Annotated in this window: 24 protein-coding genes and 1 tRNA gene; 8 read left to right on the top strand and 17 right to left on the bottom strand. The window is 41.6% G+C overall.

What is annotated here, in order from left to right:
* Positions 1–7 precede the first annotated feature (7 nt).
* The 4 genes from prfB to xerD form a co-directional block, all read right to left on the bottom strand.
* Positions 8–1,106 (bottom strand): peptide chain release factor 2 gene (prfB, locus tag AOG27_RS01520; RefSeq protein ID WP_130166555.1). Its coding sequence is split into 2 segments (ribosomal slippage): positions 8–1,030 and positions 1,032–1,106, totalling 1,098 coding nucleotides; the frame shifts between segments, so codons are not numbered across the junction.
* A gap of 143 nt (positions 1,107–1,249) precedes the next feature.
* Positions 1,250–2,971: a single-stranded-DNA-specific exonuclease RecJ gene (gene recJ, locus AOG27_RS01515; RefSeq protein ID WP_054551250.1), complete on the bottom strand. Its 1,722-nt coding sequence runs from the start codon at positions 2,969–2,971 to the stop codon at positions 1,250–1,252.
* A 77-nt stretch (positions 2,972–3,048) separates the two neighbouring features.
* A complete protein-coding gene (gene dsbC, locus AOG27_RS01510; RefSeq protein ID WP_054551249.1) occupies positions 3,049–3,783 on the bottom strand; it encodes a bifunctional protein-disulfide isomerase/oxidoreductase DsbC in 735 nt (244 codons plus the stop codon).
* A gap of 59 nt (positions 3,784–3,842) precedes the next feature.
* Positions 3,843–4,730: a site-specific tyrosine recombinase XerD gene (gene xerD / locus AOG27_RS01505; protein ID WP_229677541.1), complete on the bottom strand. Its 888-nt coding sequence runs from the start codon at positions 4,728–4,730 to the stop codon at positions 3,843–3,845.
* A gap of 128 nt (positions 4,731–4,858) precedes the next feature.
* On the opposite strand from xerD, the gene fldB reads away from it, so the two are divergent.
* On the top strand, positions 4,859–5,380 hold the full coding sequence (gene fldB, locus AOG27_RS01500; protein WP_054551247.1) for a flavodoxin FldB: 522 nt from the start codon (positions 4,859–4,861) through the stop codon (positions 5,378–5,380).
* Between the two features lie 42 nt (positions 5,381–5,422).
* Here fldB and AOG27_RS01495 read toward each other — a convergent pair whose 3' ends face one another.
* Complete coding sequence (locus AOG27_RS01495; RefSeq protein ID WP_054551246.1) at positions 5,423–5,851, bottom strand: DUF2147 domain-containing protein; 429 nt, start codon at positions 5,849–5,851, stop codon at positions 5,423–5,425.
* Positions 5,852–5,955: 104 nt separating this feature from the next.
* On the opposite strand from AOG27_RS01495, the gene AOG27_RS01490 reads away from it, so the two are divergent.
* Together AOG27_RS01490 and AOG27_RS01485 are read left to right on the top strand one after the other, a co-directional pair.
* Positions 5,956–6,390, top strand: coding sequence for a hypothetical protein (locus AOG27_RS01490; RefSeq protein ID WP_054551245.1), 435 nt, complete (start codon positions 5,956–5,958; stop codon positions 6,388–6,390).
* Positions 6,391–6,448: 58 nt separating this feature from the next.
* A complete protein-coding gene (locus AOG27_RS01485; RefSeq protein WP_054551244.1) occupies positions 6,449–7,132 on the top strand; it encodes a hypothetical protein in 684 nt (227 codons plus the stop codon).
* A gap of 3 nt (positions 7,133–7,135) precedes the next feature.
* Here AOG27_RS01485 and AOG27_RS01480 read toward each other — a convergent pair whose 3' ends face one another.
* Positions 7,136–7,834 carry a tRNA1(Val) (adenine(37)-N6)-methyltransferase gene (locus tag AOG27_RS01480; RefSeq protein ID WP_054551243.1) on the bottom strand — a complete coding sequence of 233 codons (699 nt, stop codon included), beginning with the start codon at positions 7,832–7,834 and terminating at the stop codon, positions 7,136–7,138.
* A gap of 76 nt (positions 7,835–7,910) precedes the next feature.
* On the opposite strand from AOG27_RS01480, the gene srmB reads away from it, so the two are divergent.
* Positions 7,911–9,143 carry an ATP-dependent RNA helicase SrmB gene (srmB, locus tag AOG27_RS01475; RefSeq protein ID WP_054551242.1) on the top strand — a complete coding sequence of 411 codons (1,233 nt, stop codon included), beginning with the start codon at positions 7,911–7,913 and terminating at the stop codon, positions 9,141–9,143.
* A gap of 221 nt (positions 9,144–9,364) precedes the next feature.
* Positions 9,365–9,703 carry a BON domain-containing protein gene (locus AOG27_RS01470; protein WP_054551241.1) on the top strand — a complete coding sequence of 113 codons (339 nt, stop codon included), beginning with the start codon at positions 9,365–9,367 and terminating at the stop codon, positions 9,701–9,703.
* Between the two features lie 21 nt (positions 9,704–9,724).
* Here the strand turns inward: AOG27_RS01470 and AOG27_RS01465 are convergent, their stop codons facing one another.
* Positions 9,725–10,657: a hypothetical protein gene (locus AOG27_RS01465; protein WP_054551240.1), complete on the bottom strand. Its 933-nt coding sequence runs from the start codon at positions 10,655–10,657 to the stop codon at positions 9,725–9,727.
* A 41-nt stretch (positions 10,658–10,698) separates the two neighbouring features.
* Positions 10,699–12,084 carry a DNA repair protein RadA gene (gene radA / locus AOG27_RS01460; protein ID WP_054551239.1) on the bottom strand — a complete coding sequence of 462 codons (1,386 nt, stop codon included), beginning with the start codon at positions 12,082–12,084 and terminating at the stop codon, positions 10,699–10,701.
* A gap of 326 nt (positions 12,085–12,410) precedes the next feature.
* Here radA and AOG27_RS01455 point away from each other — a divergent pair, with 326 nt between their 5' ends.
* A complete protein-coding gene (locus AOG27_RS01455) occupies positions 12,411–14,891 on the top strand; it encodes a PilZ domain-containing protein (protein ID WP_054551238.1) in 2,481 nt (826 codons plus the stop codon).
* On the opposite strand, the gene serB is transcribed toward AOG27_RS01455, so the two are convergent.
* Positions 14,874–15,893, bottom strand: a complete 1,020-nt coding sequence (gene serB, locus AOG27_RS01450; RefSeq protein WP_054551237.1) for a phosphoserine phosphatase SerB — start codon at positions 15,891–15,893, stop codon at positions 14,874–14,876. The genes AOG27_RS01455 and serB overlap by 18 nt on opposite strands.
* 125 nt (positions 15,894–16,018) lie before the next feature.
* Between serB and AOG27_RS01445 the strand changes: the two genes are divergently transcribed.
* The gene (locus AOG27_RS01445) at positions 16,019–16,639 is read left to right on the top strand and encodes an AhpA/YtjB family protein (protein ID WP_054551236.1); all 621 of its coding nucleotides are present in this window, start codon (positions 16,019–16,021) and stop codon (positions 16,637–16,639) included.
* Here the strand turns inward: AOG27_RS01445 and AOG27_RS01440 are convergent.
* The 4 genes from AOG27_RS01440 to prfC all read right to left on the bottom strand — a co-directional run bounded on the left by AOG27_RS01440 (position 16,606) and on the right by prfC (position 21,829).
* Positions 16,606–17,379 carry a TatD family hydrolase gene (locus tag AOG27_RS01440; RefSeq protein ID WP_054551235.1) on the bottom strand — a complete coding sequence of 258 codons (774 nt, stop codon included), beginning with the start codon at positions 17,377–17,379 and terminating at the stop codon, positions 16,606–16,608. The two genes, AOG27_RS01445 and AOG27_RS01440, sit on opposite strands and share 34 nt — an antisense overlap.
* Positions 17,380–18,018 (bottom strand): pyridoxamine 5'-phosphate oxidase, encoded by a 639-nt coding sequence (pdxH, locus tag AOG27_RS01435; protein ID WP_054551234.1) that lies wholly within the window; start codon positions 18,016–18,018, stop codon positions 17,380–17,382.
* A gap of 423 nt (positions 18,019–18,441) precedes the next feature.
* Positions 18,442–20,184, bottom strand: a complete 1,743-nt coding sequence (argS, locus tag AOG27_RS01430; RefSeq protein WP_054551233.1) for an arginine--tRNA ligase — start codon at positions 20,182–20,184, stop codon at positions 18,442–18,444.
* 61 nt (positions 20,185–20,245) lie between these two features.
* The gene (gene prfC, locus AOG27_RS01425; RefSeq protein WP_054551232.1) at positions 20,246–21,829 is read right to left on the bottom strand and encodes a peptide chain release factor 3; all 1,584 of its coding nucleotides are present in this window, start codon (positions 21,827–21,829) and stop codon (positions 20,246–20,248) included.
* A 251-nt stretch (positions 21,830–22,080) separates the two neighbouring features.
* On the opposite strand from prfC, the gene AOG27_RS01420 reads away from it, so the two are divergent.
* Complete coding sequence (locus AOG27_RS01420) at positions 22,081–24,735, top strand: hybrid sensor histidine kinase/response regulator (RefSeq protein ID WP_054551231.1); 2,655 nt, start codon at positions 22,081–22,083, stop codon at positions 24,733–24,735.
* Here AOG27_RS01420 and rimI read toward each other — a convergent pair.
* The 4 genes from rimI to AOG27_RS01400 all read right to left on the bottom strand — a co-directional run bounded on the left by rimI (position 24,732) and on the right by AOG27_RS01400 (position 26,701).
* Entirely contained in the window at positions 24,732–25,178 is a 447-nt protein-coding gene (gene rimI / locus AOG27_RS01415; protein WP_054551230.1) for a ribosomal protein S18-alanine N-acetyltransferase, read from the bottom strand. The genes AOG27_RS01420 and rimI overlap by 4 nt on opposite strands.
* Positions 25,165–25,467: a hypothetical protein gene (locus AOG27_RS01410; protein WP_054551229.1), complete on the bottom strand. Its 303-nt coding sequence runs from the start codon at positions 25,465–25,467 to the stop codon at positions 25,165–25,167. Before AOG27_RS01410 ends, rimI begins: the two co-directional genes overlap by 14 nt.
* A 68-nt stretch (positions 25,468–25,535) precedes the next feature.
* Positions 25,536–25,612: transfer RNA gene (locus AOG27_RS01405), tRNA-Trp, on the bottom strand.
* 186 nt (positions 25,613–25,798) lie between these two features.
* Positions 25,799–26,701, bottom strand: coding sequence for a LysR family transcriptional regulator (locus AOG27_RS01400; RefSeq protein ID WP_054551228.1), 903 nt, complete (start codon positions 26,699–26,701; stop codon positions 25,799–25,801).
* Between the last annotated feature and the right edge of the window lie 15 nt (positions 26,702–26,716).

Raw genomic sequence — 26,716 nt, 5'->3', positions numbered from 1 at the left:
TTGGTGGTTATAGGCCAGATTTAAGGCTGGCTTCAATAAATTTATCTAAGTCGCCGTCAAGAACCGCTTGTGTATTACGGTTTTCAACGCCAGTACGTAAGTCTTTAATGCGCGAGTCATCAAGTACGTATGAACGAATTTGACTACCCCAGCCAATATCAGATTTAGCATCTTCTTGGCTTTGTTTCTCAGCATTTTGTTTTTGAATTTCAAGTTCAAACAATTTCGCTTTTAACTGCTTCATTGCTTGGTCTTTATTCTTGTGCTGTGAACGCTCATTTTGGCACTGTACAACAGTGTTGGTTGGTATGTGAGTAATACGAACCGCTGACTCTGTTGTATTTACGTGCTGACCACCTGCGCCTGATGCGCGGTAAACGTCAATACGTAAGTCTGCCGGATTAATATCAATTTCGATATTATCGTCGATTTCTGGGTAAACGAATGCCGATGCAAATGAGGTATGACGACGACCACTTGAGTCGAACGGGCTCTTTCGCACTAAACGGTGAACACCTGTTTCTGTACGTAACCAACCGTATGCATATTCGCCAACAAAGCGCACAGTTGCGCCTTTGATACCAGCCACATCACCATCAGTTGCTTCAACCAGTTCAACTTTAAAACCTTTTGCTTCACCCCAACGTAAATACATACGCAGTAGCATGTTACACCAGTCTTGGGCTTCAGTGCCGCCAGAACCTGATTGTAAATCAAGGTAAGCATCGTTTTGGTCATGGTCGCCTGAGAACATACGACGGAACTCTAGCTTTTCAAGCTGTGTGTTTAAATCGCCCAATTCAGCTTCAGCTTCAGCGAAGGTTTCTTCATCTTCAGCTTCAACAGCAAGCTCAACTAAACCTTCAACATCTTCGGTACCAGACACTAGATTATCAATGGTCTCAACAATAGCTTCGAGTGCCGACTTTTCACGGCCAAGTGCTTGAGCTCGCTCTGGCTCATTCCACACTGCTGAATCTTCAAGTTCTGCGTTAACTTCTTCTAACCGCTCTTTCTTAAGAGGGTAGTCAAAGGTACCCCCGAAGCAGTTCAGTACGTTCGCGAATTTCCTTGATTTGATTAATCACAGGATTCACTTCAAACATGTACATTACTCCAAAATGGCTGATTTACCGCGCACCGATATCGACAATAAATACGGTAAATTATCTACAAATATTAAAAACGCCCGATTTTAACAAAAAACCGAGCGTTTTATTAGCCTTTTATGTCGATTATAACGATATTTTTATGTCGCTTTTTGTAGCTCTCGAATAATCAACTGTAACGAGAATTTACCACGGAATTCATTTATATCGAGTTGATAAGCAGCTTTCACATAACGCACTTCGGTATCTGGCCATGCACGCACATCAACCCCAAATGCAATGCCATCAACTAATCGTCCAGACTGATGTTTTAAAACCAGTTTTAAGTGTTTTTCACCGACAATGCGCTGCTGTATTACTTCAAACACATGTTCAAACACTGGCTCCGGAAATTGCTGCCCCCAGGGGCCGGCATTTTTTAGCTGGTTTGCAAACTCCATCGAAAAGCACTCATTAGGTAATTCACCATCGGTAAGTAAAATACTTTGCTTATGCTCTTCAGTGAGTGTGTCTGTCACCATTTGCTCAAACACGGTTTTAAATTCAGTAAAACACTGCTCATTGATACTCAGCCCCGCTGCCATGGCATGGCCACCAAATTTACTGATCAAATGCGGGTAGAGTGTATTTACTCGCTCGAGTAAATCACGCATATGTAGCCCTTCAATAGAGCGGCAAGAGCCTTTTATTTCGCCGTTATCGCCAGCTGCAAAAATAATCGTCGGGCGGTGATACTTTTCTTTTAAGCGGCCAGCCAAAATACCAATCACACCTTGGTGCCAATCAGCTTGGTATAAACAAATGGCATCAGGCACTGACTCGGTTTTAAATGCTAAACGATCAAGCACCGCTTGTGCTTCAGTTTGCATACCCTGCTCTATTTCACGGCGCTCATGATTGAGGCTGTCGAGCTCACTGGCAATACGGCGAGCTTGGTTTATATCGCTTGATAACAAACAGGCTATACCTAAACTCATATCATCTAAACGCCCAGCTGCATTTAAGCGTGGTGCCAATGAAAAGCCAAAGTCACTGGCACTTAAACGGGCCGCATTGCGATTTGCCACTTCAATGAGAGCACTAATACCAGGGCGTGTTTTACCACTGCGAATACGTGCTAAACCTTGATGAACTAAGGTTCGGTTATTGGCATCAAGCGCGACCACATCGGCAACGGTACCAAGGGCTACAATATCAAGTAACTCAGCCAAATTTGGCATTGGATTTTGCTGAAAGTACCCTTGTTCACGTAAGTGGCTACGTAAAGCAATGAGCAGATAAAAAGCCACCCCAACGCCTGCTATCGATTTCGATGGAAACTGACAGTCATGGCGATTCGGATTCACGATAGCATCTGCATTTGGTAGGGCTTCACCTTGTAAATGATGATCAGTTACCAGCACCTTAATACCTGCTTGCTTTACAATGGCAATGCCATCGATACATGAAATACCGTTATCAACGGTGATCACAAGCTCGGGTTGCATGGTTACTATTTGCTCAGCAAGTGCGGGGCTCAGGCCATAACCTAGGCTGAATCTGTCTGGTACCAAGTAATCAAGGTTCTTTAAGCCGAACATAGCAAGACCTTGCATTAAGGTTGCTGTGCTGGTTGCACCGTCGGCATCAAAGTCACCGACGATTAACACGCGACTTTGATCCGCGAGGGCTTGTTGTAATAGCACAACAGCTTTGTCGATATCTTTAAACAGCTTAAAGTCATGTAATGTTGCAGCGCTATTATCGAGTTCAGTGGCACTTTGCACCTGCCGAGTCGCATATATTTGCTTAATTACAGGATGTAAATGGTGTGGTAAATGCGAATCATCAACATGAGGACGAGCTTGAATTATTTTTTCCATGTCGGAAATGGTACTTCTTTGCTTAAGACAAATAAAAAAGGCCTACGACAAATAGGCCTTTTCGTTAAAAAAATCAGTTATGAAGATGTTTTTGGTAAAGCATCAAGCGCTTGGCTAATTTGCGCAGCTGATTGATAACCAGGGATCATGGTACCATCTTCTAAAATAATTGCCGGTGTGCCCGACATTCCAAAGCTTTGACCTAGTTGGTAGTGCTCTGCAATTGGTGCGTTACAACCAGGCACGACAGCGACTTCTGCACCCGCTTTTGCTTCTGTTAATGCTTCAGCAGGGTCTTTAGCACACCATACATTCATTAAATCTTGGTAACCTTTACCACGTAAACCACCACGTGGGAAAGCAAGGTATTTAACCGTGATACCCGCATCTAAGAAGTCATCAAGTTCACGGTGTAATTTACGACAATAACCACAGGTGATATCGGTAAAGACTGTGATCGAATGCTTTTCGTCTTTCGCTTTGTAAACGATCATTGAGTCTTCGTACTCAGCAACACCTTCTTTACGAACGTCACTTAGAGCATGCTCTGTTAAATTAACTCGATTATTAAGGTCAATCAGTGTTCCTTGCATTAGAAATTGACCGTCAGGGCTTGCGTACAACACACCTTTGTCAGTAATTAGTTCTTTAAGACCTGCCACTGGGCTTGGGTTGATTTGCTTAACGGTTACGCCTAATTCAGCAAACTTAGCAATGATAGGGGCATCAGCAGCGTCTGTTGTTGATACGCCATTGGCAAACACATTTAAGCTTGTGCCTAGTAGTGCTGTGGCTAAAACTAACTTTTTCATAAATATCCTATATCCTGATCATTTTTTATATAGACCGGTACATCTTTAAAAATCTTGCACTAAGCACGTGGATGATGTTGCTCGTGTACCGACTTCAATCTTTCATTCGCTACATGGGTATAAATTTGTGTTGTTGATAAGTCACTGTGACCTAACATCATTTGCACGACTCTAAGGTCCGCCCCATGATTAAGCAAATGCGTTGCAAACGCGTGTCTGAGCGTATGCGGTGATAACGGCGATTCAACTGATGCCAAAATAGCATAGTGTTTGATGCGATGCCAAAAAGTTTGTCGTGTCATGCCAATCCCGCGCTTTGATGGGAACACAAAGTCAGTGGCATGTTTAATCATTTGCGAACGACCCACTTTTAAAAACTGCTCAAGCCAGTACATTGCTTCTTCGCCTAAGGGAACTAAACGCTCTTTATTACCCTTACCTTTTACAAAGACCACCGCTTGGCGCAAATTAATTTGCTCCATTCTGAGTCCTACTAGCTCTGTAACACGAAGCCCAGTAGCATATAACAGCTCAAGCATGGCTTTATCGCGAAGCCCCATTGCATCTTCTATGTCTGGGGCTGCAAGCAAAGCTTCGACTTCGGCTTCTGACAGTGTTTTTGGTAATGACTGCCCAGCTTTTGGTTGAGCAATATTGACCATCGGCGAATCGGCAATGGCTTTTTCGCGTACAAAATACTGATAAAAACGCTTCAGCGCACTGATGCTACGTGCAGTGCTGCGCGACTTCAGTCCTAAATCAACACGGTATGCTAAATACGCTTCAATATCATCTGAGCGGACAGCCAGTAGGTCTTTATCTTTTAAAAATTGGCAAAACTTTTCAAGGTCACTGCGATAAGCGGCGAGTGTATTTTCGCTGACTCCCTGCTCAAGATACAGCGTATCTAAAAATAACTCTAAATGTTCGGCGTTATTTGCTGTTATTACACCTTTTTGGGCTTGTGAATTATTATCAGCCACGCGTACTCTCATCCTTATCAAGGTATCAATTGATTATACCTTACGGTAAACTTACGCCTATCATATCAGGCAAATACACAGTGATAAATACGATGCAGATTGGTTTATTTTATGGTTCTACAACCTGCTACACAGAAATAGCGGCAGAGAAAATTCGCGATATTATTGGTCACGACATCGTGAGCCTTCACAATATCAAAGATGAGCCATTAAAAAATGCAGAGCAATTTGATTTCGTGATCTTCGGCATTTCAACTTGGGATTTTGGTGAGTTGCAAGAAGATTGGGAATCAATCTGGGACGACATTAAAGATGTTAACCTAAACGGCAAAACCGTGGCTCTGTTTGGTATGGGCGATCAACAAGGTTATGGTCAGTGGTTCCAAGATGCACTTGGCATGTTACACGATGAAATTTGTGATCAAAGCATTACCTTGCTAGGCAAATGGCCTAACGATGCAAGTTATGAATTTGAGGCTTCAAAAGCACTCACTGAAGATGGCAAACAATTTGTTGGCCTAGCCCTTGATGAAGACAGTCAATATGAGCTTAGTGATGAACGTATCGCAAGCTGGGTTGAACAAGTCATGACTGAGTACAGTGAAAGCTTGTAAGCCATGAATAAAAAGCCAAGCATTGCTTGGCTTTTTTAATGGTTATTCAACGCGTTGCCAATATTGATTTCGATAGAAAAATGCAATATAGCCGCGTACTTCAAGCACCTTACCTTGTTCTTGTGGCGTCAGTTTAAGGGTATAGGTTTTACCATTGTTCGGGTCAAGAATTTCACCCTCTTGCCAGCTACCATCACCGGCATCTTTAGCACCTTCTATAATTTGTAACCCTAGAATAGGTTGATTTTTCTTATCGCCTTTGCACTCTTCGCAGATTGCGTCTTGCTTGGCTGGGTTAAGGATTTTTTCAACACTGCCAACCAATACACCATCTTGCTCACTAATACGTACTAAAGATTTCGCTTCATTCGTTTCTTCGTCAATGGTTTTCCAAAGACCCACTGGCGTCAATGCGGCATAGCTCAACTGAGAAAATAATAAGGTAGATAAAACAATTGATAAACGGAACATAAAAAACTCGTATAAAACTTAAGACTTTGGCACTATATCAGGGCTTAAGCAAACACACCATTTAGCTTAGCTCTGAAATCGACACAACATTGCGAGGGAACACAATGAGTCAATTCACATTAATTACCGGTGATATTGTCAGTTACGACAGTAACCAGGTAGCTACAATTAACGCCACGGGCGAAATAAAAATAAATCGCTTTGCTGAGCCATTATTTATTCCTGACAGCGCCAAAGCCGCCATTGAGCTGGGTCGGCTTGATGATAACTTATTTAATTTAAAAAAATTATTACGCTCAGGCTATGCTGACCCTTGTCCAACAACCCGCGTACTAATTGAAACTACACATCCTTTACCTGACATCGAAGGTCTGCTGATCAAGCGTCGCTTTAGCATTATTGATTTTTGCAGCGCCGAAATAGAAAAGTCGCACAGTAAAGCTGTATTAGATACCCTATTAAAGCTTGAATATGTGCAGCAAATTCAGCTTGATGAAGTCATGCAATTACAACCACTGGTACAATTTAGCAAACAATAAAGGTACAATGACTTTTTGTTTAGCCTAAACAGCTCCTTCATTTGTAAAAGGAATAACAATGAAAAGTGCGCTACCAATAATAGCTGCCGCAAGCATTTTGCTCGCAGGGTGTGATGAATTAGAAGTTGAAGAAACTCATAACTTTGGCGACGAAATGTATGAGAACAATTACACGCTCGTAAATACCACTGATTTAGAAGTGGATTATTACATGGCGAACACTGATTTATTTGGTGATGCTCAAGAGTTTAAAGACTCTAAATACTATGTTGACACGCTTGCATCGCAATCACCTCCCGTTGATGTAACACATGCTCACAATGAACGCAGTCGTATTTCCTTTTATGTAGTCGATCACAGCGACACAAGTAACTCAGCCACACAGATGTATCAGGTAGCTCAAGATCAACCTTATCATTTTATTGCTTGGCAAAATGCTGAAAAGCTCCGTTTAACACTCGTCAAAAAAGCCAATGATAATAAAGATGACTTTTTTGCGATTCGTATTCTCGCAACTGAAAACCTTCGCTTAAAAGTCGAAAAACAACTCGTTAATTTATATCAGAATCAATTAAGTTACTGGTACCACATTGATGACTGCGCTGATGACTTGAAAATATCAAGAATTAACGATGAGGATAAGCGAGTCTATGAACCCGTCTCAATCTGCGACGCATCATATGGGCAGTCATATACCTTGCTCTTAAGTGAAGATGGCCTTGAAGCGAGCATTGCTGAATAACCATTACATCTTTAGGTAAAAAGCTTTACATAGCTCCTTATAATCTTGGCTGTAGCTGCCATCAGCTGCATGTATGGTTAACGACGTTGTTTCGCATTCACCGTTGTTTTGGCTGAATAGCATCAGGCTTCTGCTCGCTTGCTTTTTGTCGGTGGTGCGAACCAAGCAATGGCGGTTTAAGTACCAGCCAGCTTGCTCGGCAACAGCAATGAATTGTTGTGCCTCTACGCAAGGCAAGATCACATTCAAGCGCGTTTTGCCATGACTGAGCCTAGTACATGTCGCTATTAATTCGTTGAAGCTAAGGCCGTCAGTATGGCGGGCAGTGTTTCGAGCATGGTTTTCACCTTTTAGGCTCGCATTAAAATACGGCGGGTTGGTGATGATTGTATCAAAAGGCTCTGCTGCACTAAATGACTGCACAGCTCCTTCGAAAAGGTTTATATCAGGCCATGGACCAGCCGCAAAGTTATCTCGGGCATCACTGCAGGCACCAGAATCAATTTCAATGGCACTTACTTTTGCATCAGGCGCTCTTTGTTTTGCCATTAACGCCAACAACCCTGTGCCTGTACCAATGTCTAAAATGTGCTTAGCACCACTCACATCAGCCCACGCCCCTAACAAAATACCATCGGTCGATACTTTCATCGCTGCGCGCGTTTGCGTTACCGTAAATTGTTTAAACACAAAGCCTGACATTTTTTCACCTTTTCATTCACCACAGCCGCGTTAACGCGTATAATTAGGCTCAATTGTCCTCTATTTATGTCACTCTATGCAATTTTCTGAATTTGATATCGATAACAAGCTGTTAAATGCCATTAATAAAATGGGTTTTGATACGCCAACCAGTATTCAACAACAAGCGATCCCTGAAGCACTTCAAGGTCGTGATATTTTGGCATCTGCCCCTACTGGTACGGGTAAAACAGCCGCGTTTTTGATCCCTGCAATTCAATACTTGCTTGATTTCCCGCGTCGCGATCCTGGCTTTGCACGCGTATTGATCATGACACCAACCCGTGAGCTTGCTTACCAAATTCATGAGCAATGTGAATTACTCGCAGCACACACTCATCTTAAAATTGGGGTTGTGACAGGTGGTATAAACTACGGGACACACAGAGAAATTTTCGAAAGCAATAACGATATTCTCATTGCCACACCAGGGCGTTTAATGGAGTACCTCGAAACAGAGAACTTCCATGCTGAAAACGTTGAAATGCTTATTCTTGATGAAGCTGACCGCATGCTAGACATGGGTTTTCGTAAAGAAATGCTACGCATTTGTGATGAAGCACGTAACCGCCGTCAATGTTTCTTATTCTCAGCCACCCTTGAAGGTGACAGCGTTGAGTTATTTGCAGAGCGAATCTTAAACGATCCGGCACTGCTTGAAGCCGAATCTTCACGTAAAGAAAAAGGCAAGATCCATCAATGGGTTCACCTTGCGGATGACTACGACCACAAGCTAAAAATGTTGGTTGAAACGTTAAATGGTGACGACATTCATAAAGCAATTGTGTTTGTTAAAACTCGTGAACGCCTTGAGACACTGGTTGGCGAGCTAAATAACGAAGGTCTTCGTGTTGCTTGGTTACGCGGTGAAATGCCACAAGATAAGCGCATGAAAGCGATGGAAAACTTTCACTCTGGCCGCAACAATATCCTAGTTGCAACAGATGTTGCTGCTCGTGGTATTGATGTTGCTGATATCAGCCATGTTATCAACTTTGATATGCCACGCACCGCAGACGTATATGTACACCGTATAGGACGTACTGGCCGTGCTGGTAAAAAAGGCATTGCGATATCATTTATTGAAGCTCATGATGTGGCAATTGTTGGTAAAGTTGAGCGCTACATTGAGCAAAAGCTTAAACGCCGCGTAATTAAAGGGCTTGAGCCACAGCACAAAGAAGCGAAGATCCCATCTAAGAAGAAAAAAGATCCAGTAAAAATGAAGGCAAAGAAAAAAGCCAAAGCTAAAACGAAGAAGAAAAAGTAGTTTTAACTTTAACATCATAAAAGTAAAAATGCCGAGCTTGCCTCGGCATTTTTGTACCCTACCCTTTTTACTTATTTAGTGTGTAATTAGTTCACACTTTCTTACCCATACAGACCGGCAAAAATAGAAAATCAATTAAATTCAAAAACTTAAAAAATGGAATAATAATTGTAACTGGTTCAGCAATAGTTCACAGCAGACTAGAACAACGAGGGAATTGTATGAGCCGCTTCAAATTAACCATAGTAATTACTTTATTAAGCTGTATTTTTTTACTTGCTTGCGCAACGAATGTGAGTGCCAATACTAGCGTGCTAACAACCAGCACATCGGCACAACCTCGCCTACAACAAATGGCCCTGAAAAAGTTAACAAATAATCCGAATTTTAAGATTAAGCATCTTCAGGTGATTATCGATGGCAATACTGTTGAATTAAAAGGAATTGCAGAAACAGGATTTCAACGTGCTTTAGCGCAGAAATTTTTGGAGCACAGTCATGGTGTAACCCAGATCAGAAATAACCTTAAAGTGAACGCATTAAACAACCCGACACTTTAAGGTTAATAATTTAACAGAGGTTTATTTACCGCTTGCTTGTAAATTAATGTAGCTAGCTAATTCTTCTGGCTGCCCCATTAACGCCATAATCTGTTGGTTTATCTCCATCATGGTTTTTCCTTCAGGTAAGCTTGCTGACACAGTCAATTCAGACAATCCACTTACGAAGTTTGTGATAGCAGCTGCTAGCTCTTCACTTACTGGCGCCTGTTGTAACTGCATGGCAACTGTGTGTTGGAACTGCTCGTGGCTCATACCTTGTGCTTCTAAAAAACTGTCAACAACTGCTTTAAGCTCACCTTCGTCGGCGATCGACATATTAATGCTACGTGGCTCAAGTTGAGTCATTGCAGCCATCATTTTTGATTGCTGTTGCAGTTGTTGCTCTAAAGTCAGCTCTGCACCTTGCGCTTCATTTTGCATTTTACTTATTGCCATTGATGCTTCCATTAATGGCGTTGAGTTGGCAAGGCCTAAGTTAAAACGCACATCAGCAACTTGGTTTGCAATAACGTTTAAAGCAAAATCACTGCTACCAGTGTCTTTATCATAATCTAGCGATGAATTTACGTCATAGCTTGCAGATGCTAACTTATTGTTCGCATTTTCAGGAAGTTGCGCTAAAAAGTCATCACTAAAACGAAAGCTCTTCATTACAAATCCAGTGTGAGGCGGCACTGCATCGACTTCATATCCTGTCACTTCAATATTGTCGATTGTGGCAATCATCTCATCACCAGTATAGCTTTGTACCTTAATCCCTGAAAGCTGCATGCTGCTAGCAAATACATTTGCTGAAATATCATTGTAAGTAATATCTACACCACTTTGCGCTGATAATGCACTTATTTGCTGATCAACGACCTTTTTTACTTCCTGTGTAGCTGCGTAGTTTGCGTAAAACGCACCGCCAACAGCCGCAGCAACAACCGCTGCTATAATTAACTTTTTCATTTTATTTCCTTTAATTGGTGTAAATTTTTAGCAGTGTATCATTAGTTGATTAACGACAATAGTTCATGCACGGTTTTCACTGGCGTGATCTTAGCGCCAAGCCCTTCCATTGATTTATGGTAATTGCGATGCGGAATAAAAATCTCTGTAAAGCCGTGTTGCGCAGCCTCCTTCACTCGAGGTACGCCGCTGTCGATTGGTCTTACATCACCATTTAAACTAAGTTCGCCCATAATACAGGTAGTGCGTGGTACAACAAATTCGTTCAAGCTGCTTAATAATGCTGCAACCAATGCTAAATCGATACAAGTCTCTGACTCATCGATTTTTAAGCCACCGACAATATTAAAAAAGGTGTCGTGAAAGATTTTTGTCTTTGTGTGTTTACGTAAAATTCCCGTGAGCATCTTAATACGGTTCATGTTCAAACCAACACATACCCGCTGCGGGAACTCAGCTTCGGTTTCTGTAGTTAAACATTGAATTTCGAGTAGTAAGTTACGGTTACCTTTACGTATACAGGTAATAGCTGAGCCTGGGGATTCTGTGCTTGAACCTGATAAAAAGATTTCGCTCGGGTTATCAACGCTCAGCATTCCGCGTTCACACATTCTGAAAATACCCACTGTGTCGATATCACCAAAACGGTTTTTATTGGCACGCAATGTTCTGACTTGCCCATCGTTAGTATCAATATGCAGTAAGGCATCAACTATATGTACCAGTGTTTGCGGCCCAGCAATTTCGTTATTTTTGTTTACATGGGCAATGATGAACATAGTTACATCGTTTTGCTTACAGTATTGCGTTAATGCTTGAGCTGCACTTTTTACCTGTGACGGTGAACCTGGACTACCATTTGCCGTTTCTGTCACCACTGCCTGAATTGAATCGATAACTGCAAATTTAATTTTGTTTTTATCGAGTTCTTCAATGATTGCTTCAACACTGGTTTCAGAAAGCAAATAAAGCTCATCTTCGTTATAATCTAAGCGCAAGCGATTCACTCGGTTTTTAAACTGAGATAAAGACTCTTCCGCTGTACAGTATAAAGACGGCATCAGCTTTGACATACGTGCAACTAAATCAGACAACAAAGTCGTTTTACCGGCACCAGGGTCGCCTGAGATAATGTTGACGGAACCTGTCGTTACACCACCGCTTAATACTCTGTCTAACTCACCGATTTCGGTAAGGCGTTTTTCTGCCTCGGTGGTTGCAACTTCGTTGATTTTCTTTGAGCCACCGCTTGCGATACCGGCATAGCCTGCCACTGCAGCACGACTTGCCGCTTGCTTTGATTGCCCTGCCGATGGTTTAAATTCTGCAAGTGTATTCCATGCACCGCACTTACACTGCCCTTGCCAGCGCTGATAGTTCATGCCGCACTCAGTGCAAACAAATTCGATTTTTGCTGATTTTGCCATTCGGCCTTACCTATTGAATTATTCTATTTTGACTAATTAGTAACTTAAAAAACTGACTAGCTAAATATTTCATGTATAGTAGTTTTATGAGCTGAAGCCTTTGAACTTAAATCTGTTCGGCTTTTTTACACAGCTATAAGCGCAATAAAAAGTACTTTAAGGCACATTTTTTGCTTATAAATAAAACTTTACAAATCTTGCCATTTATTTGGCAGGTACTTATAACAATAACTAATACAATAAAAAAGTAGCGATTACTCAAGTTTTAATAATGTACTGCCTGCAAGTATACCTACTTTTTTAGATAGACGGTGATGGTTTTATAAATGGCTGAAGACATTTTGCTTAAATATGAGAGCCTAGTTGAAGAGCTAAAGGCGCATTTAGGCACTCCTAAGTTTGACAAACTATTTAAATCAAAGACAGCTAGCTTAACGAAGCCAGAGCAGTTTTTGATTAAAATGGAAATGTCACGCTTATCTCAGCCAGTAGCTCGCTTTATTGATTTACGTGGTCAAGTAACTGGTCAAGTCAAACCCTACGAATATGATGGCAAACAACACTTTATGGACGATACCGCCATTGAAGTGTTCGAAGATGCTATAAAACGCCACGGTGGTTATACTCTTGCTGTTTACGAAGCGGTAATGAACACCGAAAACAATCACCGGGTAATGCAGAAAAAAGCCGCTGAGCAAGCTTTAGCTGACGATAGTGCCGCTACAGAGCAGCCAGCAAAGGTTATTAAGTTTGCATCATACGAGAGTCGCCGCGAAGAACGGATGAATTACTCAATTAAAATCACCGTTGAACTCGATAAAGACAACAAAGTTGCAGCATCAACGTCTGATATTTCTCTGAGCGGTGCTAAAATAAAACTAGCTCCACGTTATCAAGTTAAAAAAGGTCAGTTAATAGGTCTTCGCTTAGTTGGCTTAGAGCAAGATTTTGAGCTTGGTTTAAAAAACGGTATTCAATATGAAATCGTAGCGGTAGAGAAAGTTTCTCGTGAATATAACCATATACGCCTAAAGCGTACCTTTATTGAAAATAACGAAAAATTTGATGAGTTTCTAGAAAGCTTTATCCATGGCAATAAACGTCGCTATAAGGTTAATCTCGACAACACCTTAGATGCTGTTGTTTCAAAAGGCTACGAGCAATACTATATCCCTCGTGTTACCTCACTTTATACCTTTTTAAGCCTACAGGGTGATAAGCTATATCCTAGCCTTGCGCTAACCACAGAAAATAATATTTTTATTCAACGCTATTTTTGTGATGAGCGTAAGTTGTCTTGCCTGTACAGCATCATCAATCAACAACGATTGGGAGACTTACTAAGCTCTCCAGAAGCTGTTAAAGAAGAGTATTTATATACTTTTACTCATACCGTTGCCGGGAAAATTTATTATTATTCTGCAACTCGATCTGAGCTTGATAGCCAACCAAACTTAAAAAATTTATTTTTAGGATTTGGTAGCCAGAAAGATAGCTGGCAATGCTTTAAGCTTCAGTTGATGCCAAGCCATCCGGAAGATTCGTATATTCCACTGTCGCTACCAAGCAGTGCTGGTAAAAACATCGAAAAACTAAATAAGCCACCGACACCTCGTGTGCAAGGATTGATCAAAGATGTTAAATATCTACTTATTTTGACCTCAATCGGTACTAAGTTTGAACAACAAACGTACCAACAGCTTGATTACAATAAAGATGCGGTAAACCAACTTAAACAGTTTGGTCACAGTAAGCATAAAACGCCCCCTCATTTAGAGCCTGTGGCGCTTGAGTATGTGAACCTTCGTGCTCATAAACGCTATTTATACAAAACAGCTGTAAGTGTAGAACACCATGAGCAAACTATTACAGGCCATACCCGTGACTTATCTGTGATGGGCTTACAAATTGAGTTCGACCAGCCTGTTGAGTTCAAAAAAGGCGATATCATTAAATTAAACTTGCCTGAATTGCAAAAAATCACCAAAAAGCATGATTTAACAAACCTTGCTTATGAAGTCATGGCGGTGAGTAAGTCACTGACGACCGTGAATTTAAAAGTGCATCGAATTACTGACTTACCGCATATGGCAATTAAGTTTTTCACGGTATTAATTGATAACAACAAAGACAAGCTACGTGTTTGTGAAGAATCCCCTAAAATTCCAGGGCTATCTACTGCACTAAGAAATATGGTGACTAAAAGCGTATGCCAGTTTCCGTTTTATTTACATAAAGAAGCAGCTCATTTTAAAACCGGCGCTATTGGCCAAGGCTTATACCCAAGCCCACTGCATGTTTTATTACAAAATTTTGGATTGTTAAATGAAACAACTAGTATCGATGGTTTCTTATCGACAGATCAAATTACAGAAGTGATCACACCGCTGATCAAAGACCGTAGTCGCCAAGACCCACCGTTACCATTCACTTTATTTGTTCGCTTTGACCCACGTAAAACCGTTATAAGCGATGCCATTACTAGTCGTTGTATTAGTGAAGATGACTATAAACCACAAACCTTGTTTGTAAAAAAAGCACTAAAAAGCGATTTAGTATATATTTTCAGGCTGTACATTTCTCGCACAGGGCGGCCTGATATTGATTATTTGGCGAATGAATTGAAATATATTAGTCAGTACGCATTACATAAAGCAAAAGATCTTGAAGAAGCGCTATGGGCAGTAGCTGGCGTAGGCGATATAATTGATATTACCGACGAAGCGCTTACCCATTTTGATATTGAGCAAAGGTTGATCAATGAAATGAGTAAACGCAAAGCAACATGGTTAAAGCGAGTAATCTAATGGTAGGCCAAGCAAGTAGGCAACTTGTAGTAATGAGCCTTCATTAATTGCTGTTTGTGCTTGCTCAACTACTTTCTGTTTACCGTGCACAGCAACACCAAGCCCTGCAGCAGCCATCATTTTTAAGTCGTTTGCTCCATCACCCATGGCAACAGTTTGGCGGTTATTTAAGGTAAGCCTTTGTTCGATTCGTTTAAGTACACGGGCTTTTTCCTCAGCATCAACTATCGTGCCTATGACCTTGCCTGTTAAACGATTATCTTTGAACTCAAGGGTATTCGCATGCACTTCATCTAAATCAAGCAGTGACTGCACTTGCTCTGCAAAAGGCACAAAGCCACCTGATGCGATTGCTAAATGCCAATTATGCGCTTTTAGGTATTGGCATAATTCACTCACCCCCGGCATCAGCGGTAAACGCGCTTTCAAGGCATCAATTAAGTCACCATCGATACCTTCAAGCTTAGCAACACGCTGCTTTAAGCTTTGTGCAAAATCTAGTTGACCAGCCATAGCTTGCGCGGTTACCGCTGCAACTTCGTCATAAACATCGGCTAGGCGCGCAATTTCGTCGATACATTCAATAGTAATAGCTGTTGAGTCCATATCCATCAGCAATAAGCCTGGTTCATTTACCGTTGGCGGATCCGTTAATTGCACCAATTGAATACCCAATTGCTTAGCAAACTCAACTAATACTAGTGGACTAAGTACTGTTGTTGTTTCGCTATGAAAGCCCCACGCTACTGGCATGTCTGCGACTGGCTGGTAACAACAAAGCGATAAATTACTAAACCCTTGCGCCGCTAAAAAATCACTAATCGCAAGTAATTGCTCAGCATTAAGCTCATTACCAAAAGCAATACTGAACACGCCTTGATTTGCTTTTGGCGTAAAGTCTGTTGTAATAAGGTGTTTATTTTCAATTTTATACCAGCAATTTAGGCTGATTTGTTCAGCTAAATTTGCTGAAGGTGTAGCAGCTAAGCTAAGCTGTGACATAGTGGCTCCACATTAGACTTATGTCTGTCCTTGGAAGTGCTTTTGGCACTCGCACTCAAGGGGCTGTTAAAGTTATCATGTTGTACCATCAAAATTAAATGCTGTCAGTAACGTATACGGTGACTATGAAAAATAACCAACTTAAAATTCCCTTTTCAGCCACTTATCGCCAACGTGTTGTGCGCTTAAGCTTGGCTACAGCCTGTTTTGTGCTGTTAAGTTGGGTTGCCATGAATAGTAGCTTTCAAAGCCACCAATTACTTTATGATAGCGCTGATAGCACAGCGATAAGCTTAACCAAGTTTATGGCACTGAATGCCAAAACGCCGCTACAAGAAAAAAATAAACCTGAATTAAATGCGTTGTGTAATCACATTGCTGAAGATGAGTATGTGTTAGCGGCAACGATTTACGATCAGCAAGGAATCCAAATTGCTGCCAGTGATAATTGGCAAAGCCACCACACCTTTGGTTTATTACCCGATTCAACCCCAGGTATAAGTAAGCTTAAAACCCCATTTGTAGAGCCTGTGATAAGTGATAATGAAAGGCCTATTGGTTTTGTATCGATAACCTATTTAACACAGGCTTCTATTGCAACCAGCCACAGTAATTTCCATGACTTAGGGCGACAAGTGTTATTAATGTTGGTGATCACCTGTATATTCACTTGGCAATTGGGTCGAGGCTTGAAGCTTTGGCAAATAAATCGTTATATCAAGAAAAGTTCAGAGCAAGAATCGTAGAGTTCTGCAGCCAGTTGCAGCTTTGCATCGCCTGTCGCGCCTTTAAGCTCACATAAATGAGTAAATACATCGCGCACCTTTAGCGGCGTATTAACCTGCCCTTGAAAACCTGCCAGCGGCATTGATGGCGAGTCGGTTTCAAGCACTAAATGCTGCAGCTCAATTAAGCTGATAACTTTACGAGTTTTAGCAGCACGAGGGTAACTTATCACACCACCAACACCAAGTTTAAATCCTTGTTTTATATAACTCTGAGCTTGTTGTTCTGAGCCAGAAAAGGCATGAATTACCCCGCCAAACTTTGGTTTGCAGCGCTTAAATGAGCGAGCAATTAAATCATGACTTTGCCTATGATGCACAATAAGTGGTAAAGCGAGTTGGTTGGCAAGCTCTATCTGTCCTTCAAAAAACTGCGTTTGTTTATCGAGGTTATCGATGCTCCGATCAAGGCCGCACTCACCGATGGCAATAAACTGCCCTGAATGGGTTTTCGCTAATTGCTCTAGTTCAGCGAGATGATGAGTTTGGTGATCAGATAAAAAATAAGGATGTAAACCTAAAGCCACTGAAATACTTGGCTCTGATTTAGTAAACGATAATAGTTTTGTCGATTGTGCCAAGCTCACACCCGGCACAATGAAATGCTCGATCCCTACTTGCTTACATGCTGTGATGAGCTCTGTGCGAGTCTCATCAAATTCGCTAAAATCAAGGTGACAGTGGGAATCGATAAAACGCATTTACGGATTTAAGCGACCAAACTGCCAACTACCATCGGCTTGGCGTTGATACATAAAGCGGTCATGTAAGCGGTGTGCTCCGCCTTGCCAAAATTCAATTTTAGTAGGCTCAACACAATAGCCTCCCCAAAAATCAGGCAATGGAATTTCACCCTCAGAAAACTTTTGCTTCATTTTCGCAAATGTTTCCATTAATACCTTACGTGATGACACTGGACGACTTTGCCGAGAAGCCCATGCAGCTAACTGGCTTTCTTTAGGACGCGATAAAAAGTACTTAGCCACAGCAGTTGTTGGTAAGGGTTTAGCCTCGCCGTAGACTATGACTTGTCGCTCCATGTGGTGCCATGGGAAATGCAGAGAAATTTTGTTATTACCTTTTAGCTCCTGCGCTTTGCGCGAGCCGGTATTAGTAAAAAACACGAAGCCATTTTCATCAAGATGCTTTAACAGCACAATCCGCTGCGAAGGCTGACCATGCTCATCAACTGTTGCAACGACCATCGCCGTCGGATCAGGCAAATTAGTTGCAACAGCTTGCTCAAGCCATTTCTCAAACTGCTTGATTGGAGATGCATCAAGCATGTCTTCAGATAAACCATCCTGTAAATATTCACGGCGAATATCTTCAAGTTTCATAAAATTCCCTCTATCGCTACTATCAGCTATCAGCTATCAGCTATCAGCTATCAGCTATCAGCTATCAGCTAAAGATTAATCAAGGTTGTTGAGCTGTCAATTTTGTTGGGTTTCGCTACGCTCTACCCAACCTACGAAGCTAGGTTCTACAAGCTACTCCCCTAGCGCCTAGAGTCTAGGGCCTGCGATTTATGTTGGGTTTCGCTGCGCTCTACCCAACCTACGAAGCAGAGTTCACCTAGGTAGTTTAGCCTAAGACAAGGCGGAAAACCGACTTATCCCTACGAGCTCTTAAACGTTCTGCAATTGTAGGAGTGCTGACAAGGCGAAGTGCTTTTTTATACCAAGGAGCATACGTGTTTTGTATGTGACTTCGGTTAAAAAAGCACGACAACGCAGTCAAAGCGAACTACACGAAGCAGATTACATTTGCTCCATGACTTCGATACCTAAAAGATCCAACCCTGAGTGCAGTGTCTTCGCAACCAAATTACACAGTACTAAACGGCTGTCACGAACACTTGGCTCTACGCCTTCTTTTAGAACTGGGCATGCTTCGTAGAACGTCATGTATAGGCTTGCTAGTTCGTATAGGTATCCACATAATACGTGCGGTGTCGCTTCGCTGATCATTAGATCGAGTACTTCTTCTAGCTGAAGAAGTTTAAGTGCCAGCGCTTTTTCTTGCGGCTCGTTGATTGCAACGTCTGCTGTTAATGACGCCGCATCAATACCTGATTTACGGAAGATACTGCGAACACGTGTATATGCATATTGTAAGTAAGGCGCTGTAGCACCTTCAAAGCTCAGCATTGTGTCCCAGTTGAAGATATAGTCGCTAGTACGGTGCTTAGAAAGATCCGCATATTTTACTGCGCCAATACCTACTTTACGGGCAATTTCGCTACGCTCTTCGTCGCTTAAGTCTGACTCACGCTCAGCTAGTTTAGCTGCGGCACGAGTGATTGACTCTTCAAGTAAATCAGCAAGCTTAACGGTACCGCCAGTACGTGTTTTGAATGGCTTACCGTCTTCACCCATCATGGTGCCGAATGGGCAGAACTCATAACTTGTTTCATCACGTAATAAACCTGCTTTACGTGCGGTTAGCTCAACTTGATTGAAGTGTAAGCTTTGACGTGCATCTACAAAGATTAAGATGCGATCAGCACCCAATTTATTTGAACGGTAATCACAAGCAGCTAAGTCAGTTGTCGCATATAAGAAACCACCACCTGATTTCTGTACGATAAACACTGAAGGCTCGCCGTCTTTGTTAGCAAGCTCGTCTAAGAACACCACTTGTGCGCCATCAGACTCAACAGCAATATTTTTGTCTTTCAATAGTGCGATGATGTTTGCAAGTTCACTGTTGTAAGCACTTTCTGCCATGATATCATCTTGCGTAAGTGTTACGTTTAGACGCTTATAAACTTCTTCAGAATGCTTTACAGAAGTGGCGATGAATAACTTCCACAGCTTTTCGCAGTGTGCGTCGCCGCTTTGTAATTTAACAACGTAATTACGGGCTTTGTCGGCAAACCCTTCTTCATCATCAAAGCGTTTTTTCGCATCACGGTAGAAGGTTTCAAGATCGGCCAGCGCTACAGACTCTAAGTCTACACCTTGGTTGATTTGATCTTCTAAGTGCGCGATTAACATACCAAACTGAGTCCCCCAGTCACCCATGTGGTTTTGACGAACAACTTCATCACCACGGAACTCAAGGGCACGAACAACCGCATCACCAATGATGGTTGAACGTAAATGACCTACGTGCATTTCTTTAGCAAGGTTAGGTGATGAGTAATCAACAACTACTTTTTGTGCTGTTGCATGTGGCGCAACTGCTAGCTTTTCGTCTTCGTTTGCTGCTTTTAAGCTAGCTGATAAAAACTCAGGCTTTAAGTGAATGTTGATAAAACCAGGGCCCGCGATTTCTGTTTTTTCTGCGATATCTGCAAGGTCTAGGTTATCAATAATTTTTTGTGCAAGTTCACGCGGGTTTGATTTTAATTTTTTAGCCGCGCCCATTGCGCCATTGATTTGATAATCACCAAACTGTGGACGTGTGCTTTGTGTTACCGCTGGATTAGTGTCTTCAGGTAACCCTGCTGCAACCATAGCAGCAATTGCTTTGTCGATTAAAAGAGTACGAATATTCATTGTAATTTTTACCTTTATGGCCCGCTGTACGGGCACTTAAATTTGAAGCAGACTTAGCGTATTAGTTTTCGCGCGTGTGGTTAAACTTGATGTCTGGATAGCGTTCCATCGACAAGTTTAGGTTTACACGGCTTGGCGCGATATAAGTAAGGTTATCGCCACCATCAAGCGCTAAGTTGCTTTCGCACTTACGCTTAAACTCTTCAAGCTTTTTGGTATCGTCTGAGCTTACCCAACGTGCAGTGTTAACACTCACACCTTCGTAAATCGCATCAACGTTGTATTCTGCTTTTAAGCGCGCAACAACTACGTCAAACTGTAGTACACCGACCGCACCAACGATAAGGTCGTTATTAATAAGCGGTCTAAATACTTGCACAGCACCTTCTTCAGATAGCTGAACTAAGCCTTTTAATAATTGCTTTTGTTTTAATGGATCTTTTAAGCGAATACGACGGAATAATTCTGGTGCGAAGTTAGGAATACCACCAAACTTCATTTTTTCACCTTGCGTGAAGGTATCACCAATTTGAATTGTACCGTGGTTATGTAAACCAATGATGTCACCTGCGTAAGCATCTTGCGCTCGCTCACGATCACCAGCCATAAAGGTTACCGCATCAGAAATACTCACTTGCTTACCAATACGCACATGGTTCATCTTCATACCTTGGCTATATTTGCCAGATACAATACGCATAAAGGCGATACGGTCACGGTGTTTAGGGTCCATGTTCGCTTGGATTTTAAATACGAAGCCAGAGAAGTTATCTTCTGTTGCAGCAACTTGGCGGTCTTCTGTTTCGCGTGGTAATGGCGCAGGAGCCCACTCAGTTAAGCCATCAAGAACATGGTCAACACCAAAGTTACCAAGTGCTGTACCAAAGTAGACTGGTGATAGTTCGCCCGCTAAGAACAGATCTAAATCAAACTCGTGTGATGCACCAATTACTAACTCTAGCTCTTCACGAAGCTGCTCAGCAAGTTCGCTACCAATCGCAGTATCAAGCTCAGGATTATCTAAACCTTTGATAACGCGAACTTCTTGAATTGTGTGGCCTTGACCTGTGCTATACAAAATCGTTTCTTCACGGTGGATGTGATACACACCTTTAAACTCTTTACCACAACCAATCGGCCAAGTTACCGGCGCACAGGCAATGTTTAGCTCAGTTTCAACTTCGTCTAATAACTCCATTGGATCACGAATATCACGGTCACACTTATTCATGAAAGTTACGATAGGTGTGGTACGTAAGCGTGTTACTTCCATTAATTTACGAGTACGATCCTCAACACCTTTCGCTGCGTCGATGACCATTAGGCATGAGTCAACCGCAGTCAGTGTACGATAAGTATCTTCAGAGAAGTCTTCGTGTCCCGGAGTATCAAGTAAGTTAACTAGACGCTCATTGTAAGGAAATTGCATAACAGACGTAGTTACCGAGATACCACGTTCTTTTTCCATTTCCATCCAGTCTGATTTTGCGTGCTGGTTTGAGCCACGACCCTTTACGGTACCCGCTTTTTGAATCGCTTGTCCGAATAACAGAACTTTTTCTGTAATCGTGGTTTTACCCGCATCCGGGTGCGAGATGATCGCAAAGGTGCGTCGTTTATTAATTTCGGTAGTTAAATTAGACATGTAAGCTGCTTTTAGTCATAACAAAGCGCACTTAACTGCCTTATAAATTATAAAGCTCGGTGCGCACTGTAAAAATAAAATAGAATTGCCGAGCATTATACCTTGTTTGTCTTAGCCAAAAAAGCAGCGATTGCGAGTAATTACTCCCTTTTAGTTGGGTATTTTCGTTGTTCACTTTTTTGCTAGGCTTGTGTAATCAAGTTGTAACGCATACTATTGATAAATTGCACGGAGGGATGTCAATTTAGGTCATGAAAACCAGTAAGCTCAGTATTCGATTATTGTGGTATATCACACCATTAGTGATCTTACCTTTGTTGTTTTTAGGTGGCTTTACATTAACAAATGTGACCAATTCAACAAAAAAACAAGCTGAACTTATTGTCAGTCGCTTTGTTGAGCAACAGCAACAAAAAATCTTTAATTACATTGACTCATTTCACTCGATTACTAAGCTACTCTCAACCTCTCCTGTATTAGCAGACTTTTTAGCCCGCGAACCTGACTCAAAAAACCAATACATTGAACGTCTTGGCGAGTTGATGAATGTATTTGCAAGCTATTCAGAAGCTTACCCAGATATTGTTAGCATTAATTATGTTGCCCCAGACGGTAAAAGCGATGCATTTTATTCAAGTCAATTAACTCCAGCACCTAAAAGTTACCCGTTTTTTGAGCAAGTGCTACAATCGAATTTACGCCAGCAACAATTCATGATCCCCAAAGAAGATGGCTCTACTAGCCTCTACTTTGTGCACCCCATTTATAATATTGATTACTACTTAAAACAGCCGCAGCAACTGGGGTTTATTGTTGTGCATGTAGAACCATCAATATTGAATGCTAGTATTCTAGAAGCACCATTTAATAACACGCTAAATTTATTTTTAACGACTAAGGGGCAGATTTTATTTAGCTCCGACTATGACTTACGCGGCAATTATTTAAGTGAATATGAGCTTGAGCAAATTAAACAACTCGCTAACTACGGCAAACTTGCCAATATCGAACTTTCAAGTATTGATAAAGAAGAACGCATAATTTACGCAGTTGAAATGACTGATGGCGATTATTTGATCTCAACCACCCCTAAAGATTTACTTTACCAGTCAGGTAAAGCCATTAGTTTAATCACAGCACTTATAGTTATTATTTCTGTGATTTCGCTGCCTATTCTTATCTATATTGTGGTACGCAACTTACTGCTAACCCCAGTTGAACTATTAGGTGCGGCAAGTCATCGGGTTGGTGATGGTGATTTATCTGTGTACTTGCCAGCCCACACAAACGATGAAGTAGGCGTGCTTTTCAACGATTTTAATCACATGGTGAACCAAATTCGTCATTACCAAGACGAGCTTGAAGAATATAAACATCACCTAGAAGAAAAAGTAGAGAGCAGAACGAAAGCACTCGAAGCAATGAACAGCAAGCTAGAAGTAGCCATTGCGCAAGCTGAACAAGCAAACCAACTGAAAAGTCGCTTTTTAGCGAATATGAGTCATGAAATTCGTACTCCACTTACCGCAATTATGGGCTTTACAGAGCAACTTCTGCACAACAAAGATGCGGTAAATGATGAACAGCATTTAAGCACTATTTTACGTAACTCTAAGCACTTGCTTGAGCTTATTAACAACATTCTTGATTTATCAAAAATAGAAGCTGAAAAACTCGCCGTTGAACGCGGACCATGTAATGTAGTGCAGCTTATACATGATATTGATTCAATTATTCGCCCACTGGCTAATGAAAAACAACTTACATTTAATATTAACTACCAACTACCAGTACCCAAAACCATTAATAGCGATACCACACGTTTAAAACAAATCTTGATCAATATTGCCAGCAACGCAGTTAAGTTCACTGAGAAAGGCAGCATCTCGATTGATATTAGCTACAACAGCAATAAACAACATTTAGAGTTTGCGATTCAAGACACAGGTATTGGTATGTCAGAGCGTGAGGTTGAAAGGGTATTCAAACCGTTTGAACAAGCCGATGCGACGACAACTCGCCGCTTTGGCGGTACAGGTCTTGGTTTGTGTATTTCAAAGAACTTAGCCCAGTTGCTAGGCGGTGATGTACAGCTTATTAGTGAACCTGGAAACGGCAGTTGTTTTACCATACAAGTTGCTGCTCATTTAAACGCTGAGCAGTTACAAGCAGAGGCGTTTATTCATAGCTACGAGCAACTCTCACCAAGTAAAGACGTTCAGCTTTCATTCGCAGCGAATAGCTTTGATGCCAATATACTAGTGGCCGAAGATAACCCAGATAACCAGTTGCTGATCAAACTATTGTTACAAACCTGGGGACTTGAGCCTGACATCGCGAAAAACGGTGCAGAAGCAGTAGAAATGGCATTAGTTAATGATTATCAGCTGATCATCATGGATATGCAGATGCCAGTCATGGGCGGCTTAGAAGCAACGCAAATGCTACGTCACGCAGCCTATGATGGCCCTATTATTGCGCTTACGGCCAATGTAATGAAGACTGATGTTGATACCTATATTGAAGCGGGCTGTGATGAAGCACTCGCCAAACCAATCGACAAAGATGCCCTAGAGCAAGTACTTGTAAGCTACTTGCATATCGAAAAAGACAGTCAAAACAAGTGGGAAAACTTACTGAAAAGTGAGAAGTTCCAACAAATTAACGACAACTATCGCTCAAAACTACCTGATTATTTAAGCCAAGTCGTGCAGTTGTATCGTGCTAAAGAATGGGAAGCGCTACGTTCATTAGCACACAGCTTAAAAGGCAGTGCGGGGTGTTTTAGTTTTGAAGCTATTCACAAGACTGCGGGTCAGCTTGAAAATGCGCTACGCAGTAATCAAACTGATCAGGTAGAGCAATGCTACGATGCACTTATCAATGCCCTTGAAGAAGCATCTTAAAGACTAAAGCTCATCCCCATCAAAATAGCGTCTTCATTGCCTGTTGCGGTTGGATAGTAGTTCTTGCGCACCGACATATGTGAAAAGCCAGCACTTTCATACAGGCCAATAGCGGGTGCATTAGACTCACGCACTTCTAAAAATAGGTTTTCGGCTTGGTGCTGCTCGCCGTGCTCAATAAAGGCATTTAACAACTGCTTAGCAATGCCCTGCCCTTGGTACTTCGGCGCAACACAAATATCCATTAAAGTGTAATCTGGGCCCGCTTGTTCACCGATATAAAAACCTAGCATCTCATCACCTTGAAAAGCGGCCAGGTTAAAATAACGCCCAGCTAAACACGACAGCATGGTTTTCTCTGTCCAAGGGTGACTATGGCAGGCGTTTTCGATAGCCATTAACTGGCTAATATAGGTTGCATCTACAGGTTTAAAGCTTATCAAGTTGTTCACCGATTAAAGACCAAAGTTGTTTTTTCTGTTCGCCATTCAGCTTATCGCTTGGTAAGCCTAAGCAGCCCTCTTGCCAGCTAATACTCGTTGCTTTAACGATTTGGGTAATAACTAACGGCGCAAATGCTTTTTCGAGGTCTTGGTGAAACTGTAACGGTAGCGTCAGTGTTTCTTGTTGAGTGTTTGGTATCTGTTCGCCAGAAGTATCAGGCGCAGTTCGATAGTGTTGATTTAACTCTAAAGATTGTACAGAGAATATCGCAGCGTAACTTGGATTCATAACAACTCAATCATGATTAAGAGCAAGTAATATAGGAAGATTTGCGATTAAAGTAAAGAAGGAAGAAATGGCAGGGGCGGAGAGATTCGAACTCCCAACCGTCGGTTTTGGAGACCGCTGTTCTACCAATTGGAACTACGCCCCTGCAATGACGACGAATTATATAGAGCTTTTTTCAAAGGTAAAGTAAAAAAACACAGTTTTTAGTTTAACTGCTTCTTAAATAAACAAAACGACGAATTAGCAAGCTATCAAAGCTCATTTTAAACATACCCAAGTTATCTGCGGATAATTAAAAGAGCCAAACACAGTTATAATAATTTAAATAGCTTCACTCATCTGAAAGATAGTGTTGCTGAATCACAAGTTGCAGGTACTCAAGAAATGCTTTTACTTTTTTGAACGGATATCGACGCCCAGAATAAAAAGCGTACAAAACTAAATCTTCAGGCTCATCAGCTAGGGAATCTATTTTTATTAACAGTCCTTCCTCTAACTCTTGTCTGCACGCGTCATAAGGGAGTATCGCAAAACCTAACCCTTTAAGGGCAGCTGACTTTGCCATATGTCCACTATTTACTTTATAACGAGATGAAACGTTAACCGTGCCAGCTCGTTTGAATTTCCATGGCATGCCTTGTAGAACTGATAGGCTTGTAATACAGGGAAGCTTAACGAGTTCAGTCATTGAATTTGGTTTAGGATGTTTATCTAGTAAACTAGGAGAAGCTACGACACAACTTGGCCAACGAACGAGCTCTTTTGCAACCCATCCAGAATCCTCCACTGGGCCTCGCCCAAAACGTATTACTATATCAAATCCTTCTAATAGCCCCTCTTCGGGATTAAGCTGAGTATCACAACTTAACTGAATGTTAGGGTATTTATGACAAAACTCAGCTATAGCGTCCGCCAAAAACGGCAAATCAGGCGTAATGACTTTTAAGTGGCCGGAAACTAAATCATTACTTTGATAGCTTTCTTGTAAAACATCCCCCATCGCAACAAGCAACGGAGTTAAGTTCTGGTAAAGAAGTTCCCCCGCTTCTGTTGCAACCATTTTTCGTGTCGTACGTTCCAATAATCTTACATTCAACGCTTGTTCTAAAAGTGCAACATGACGACTCACATTTGATTTTGGAATTTGGCTGAGCTCAGCGGCCCGCTTAATACTTAATTGTTCATATACTTTTTGGAAGCTTAGAAGCCACTGTAATTCAATATTGCTTATCAAAACTATCTCATCAAA

The sequence above is a fragment of the Pseudoalteromonas lipolytica genome, from assembly GCF_001306915.1.
In the GTDB taxonomy this organism is placed as follows: domain Bacteria; phylum Pseudomonadota; class Gammaproteobacteria; order Enterobacterales; family Alteromonadaceae; genus Pseudoalteromonas; species Pseudoalteromonas simplex.
The sequence above is the reverse complement of the archived record's forward strand: the minus strand, read 5'-3'. Positions and strand labels throughout refer to the sequence as shown.

Coding starts and splice junctions, on each gene's coding strand:
- recJ (WP_054551250.1), bottom strand. CDS start 2,971: ATGGAAAAAATAATTCAAGCTCGTCCTCATGTTGATGATTCGCATTTA.
- dsbC (WP_054551249.1), bottom strand. CDS start 3,783: ATGAAAAAGTTAGTTTTAGCCACAGCACTACTAGGCACAAGCTTAAAT.
- fldB (WP_054551247.1), top strand. CDS start 4,859: ATGCAGATTGGTTTATTTTATGGTTCTACAACCTGCTACACAGAAATA.
- AOG27_RS01495 (WP_054551246.1), bottom strand. CDS start 5,851: ATGTTCCGTTTATCAATTGTTTTATCTACCTTATTATTTTCTCAGTTG.
- AOG27_RS01490 (WP_054551245.1), top strand. CDS start 5,956: ATGAGTCAATTCACATTAATTACCGGTGATATTGTCAGTTACGACAGT.
- AOG27_RS01485 (WP_054551244.1), top strand. CDS start 6,449: ATGAAAAGTGCGCTACCAATAATAGCTGCCGCAAGCATTTTGCTCGCA.
- AOG27_RS01480 (WP_054551243.1), bottom strand. CDS start 7,834: ATGTCAGGCTTTGTGTTTAAACAATTTACGGTAACGCAAACGCGCGCA.
- srmB (WP_054551242.1), top strand. CDS start 7,911: ATGCAATTTTCTGAATTTGATATCGATAACAAGCTGTTAAATGCCATT.
- AOG27_RS01470 (WP_054551241.1), top strand. CDS start 9,365: ATGAGCCGCTTCAAATTAACCATAGTAATTACTTTATTAAGCTGTATT.
- AOG27_RS01465 (WP_054551240.1), bottom strand. CDS start 10,657: ATGAAAAAGTTAATTATAGCAGCGGTTGTTGCTGCGGCTGTTGGCGGT.
- radA (WP_054551239.1), bottom strand. CDS start 12,084: ATGGCAAAATCAGCAAAAATCGAATTTGTTTGCACTGAGTGCGGCATG.
- AOG27_RS01455 (WP_054551238.1), top strand. CDS start 12,411: ATGGCTGAAGACATTTTGCTTAAATATGAGAGCCTAGTTGAAGAGCTA.
- serB (WP_054551237.1), bottom strand. CDS start 15,893: ATGTCACAGCTTAGCTTAGCTGCTACACCTTCAGCAAATTTAGCTGAA.
- AOG27_RS01445 (WP_054551236.1), top strand. CDS start 16,019: ATGAAAAATAACCAACTTAAAATTCCCTTTTCAGCCACTTATCGCCAA.
- AOG27_RS01440 (WP_054551235.1), bottom strand. CDS start 17,379: ATGCGTTTTATCGATTCCCACTGTCACCTTGATTTTAGCGAATTTGAT.
- pdxH (WP_054551234.1), bottom strand. CDS start 18,018: ATGAAACTTGAAGATATTCGCCGTGAATATTTACAGGATGGTTTATCT.
- argS (WP_054551233.1), bottom strand. CDS start 20,184: ATGAATATTCGTACTCTTTTAATCGACAAAGCAATTGCTGCTATGGTT.
- prfC (WP_054551232.1), bottom strand. CDS start 21,829: ATGTCTAATTTAACTACCGAAATTAATAAACGACGCACCTTTGCGATC.
- AOG27_RS01420 (WP_054551231.1), top strand. CDS start 22,081: ATGAAAACCAGTAAGCTCAGTATTCGATTATTGTGGTATATCACACCA.
- AOG27_RS01410 (WP_054551229.1), bottom strand. CDS start 25,467: ATGAATCCAAGTTACGCTGCGATATTCTCTGTACAATCTTTAGAGTTA.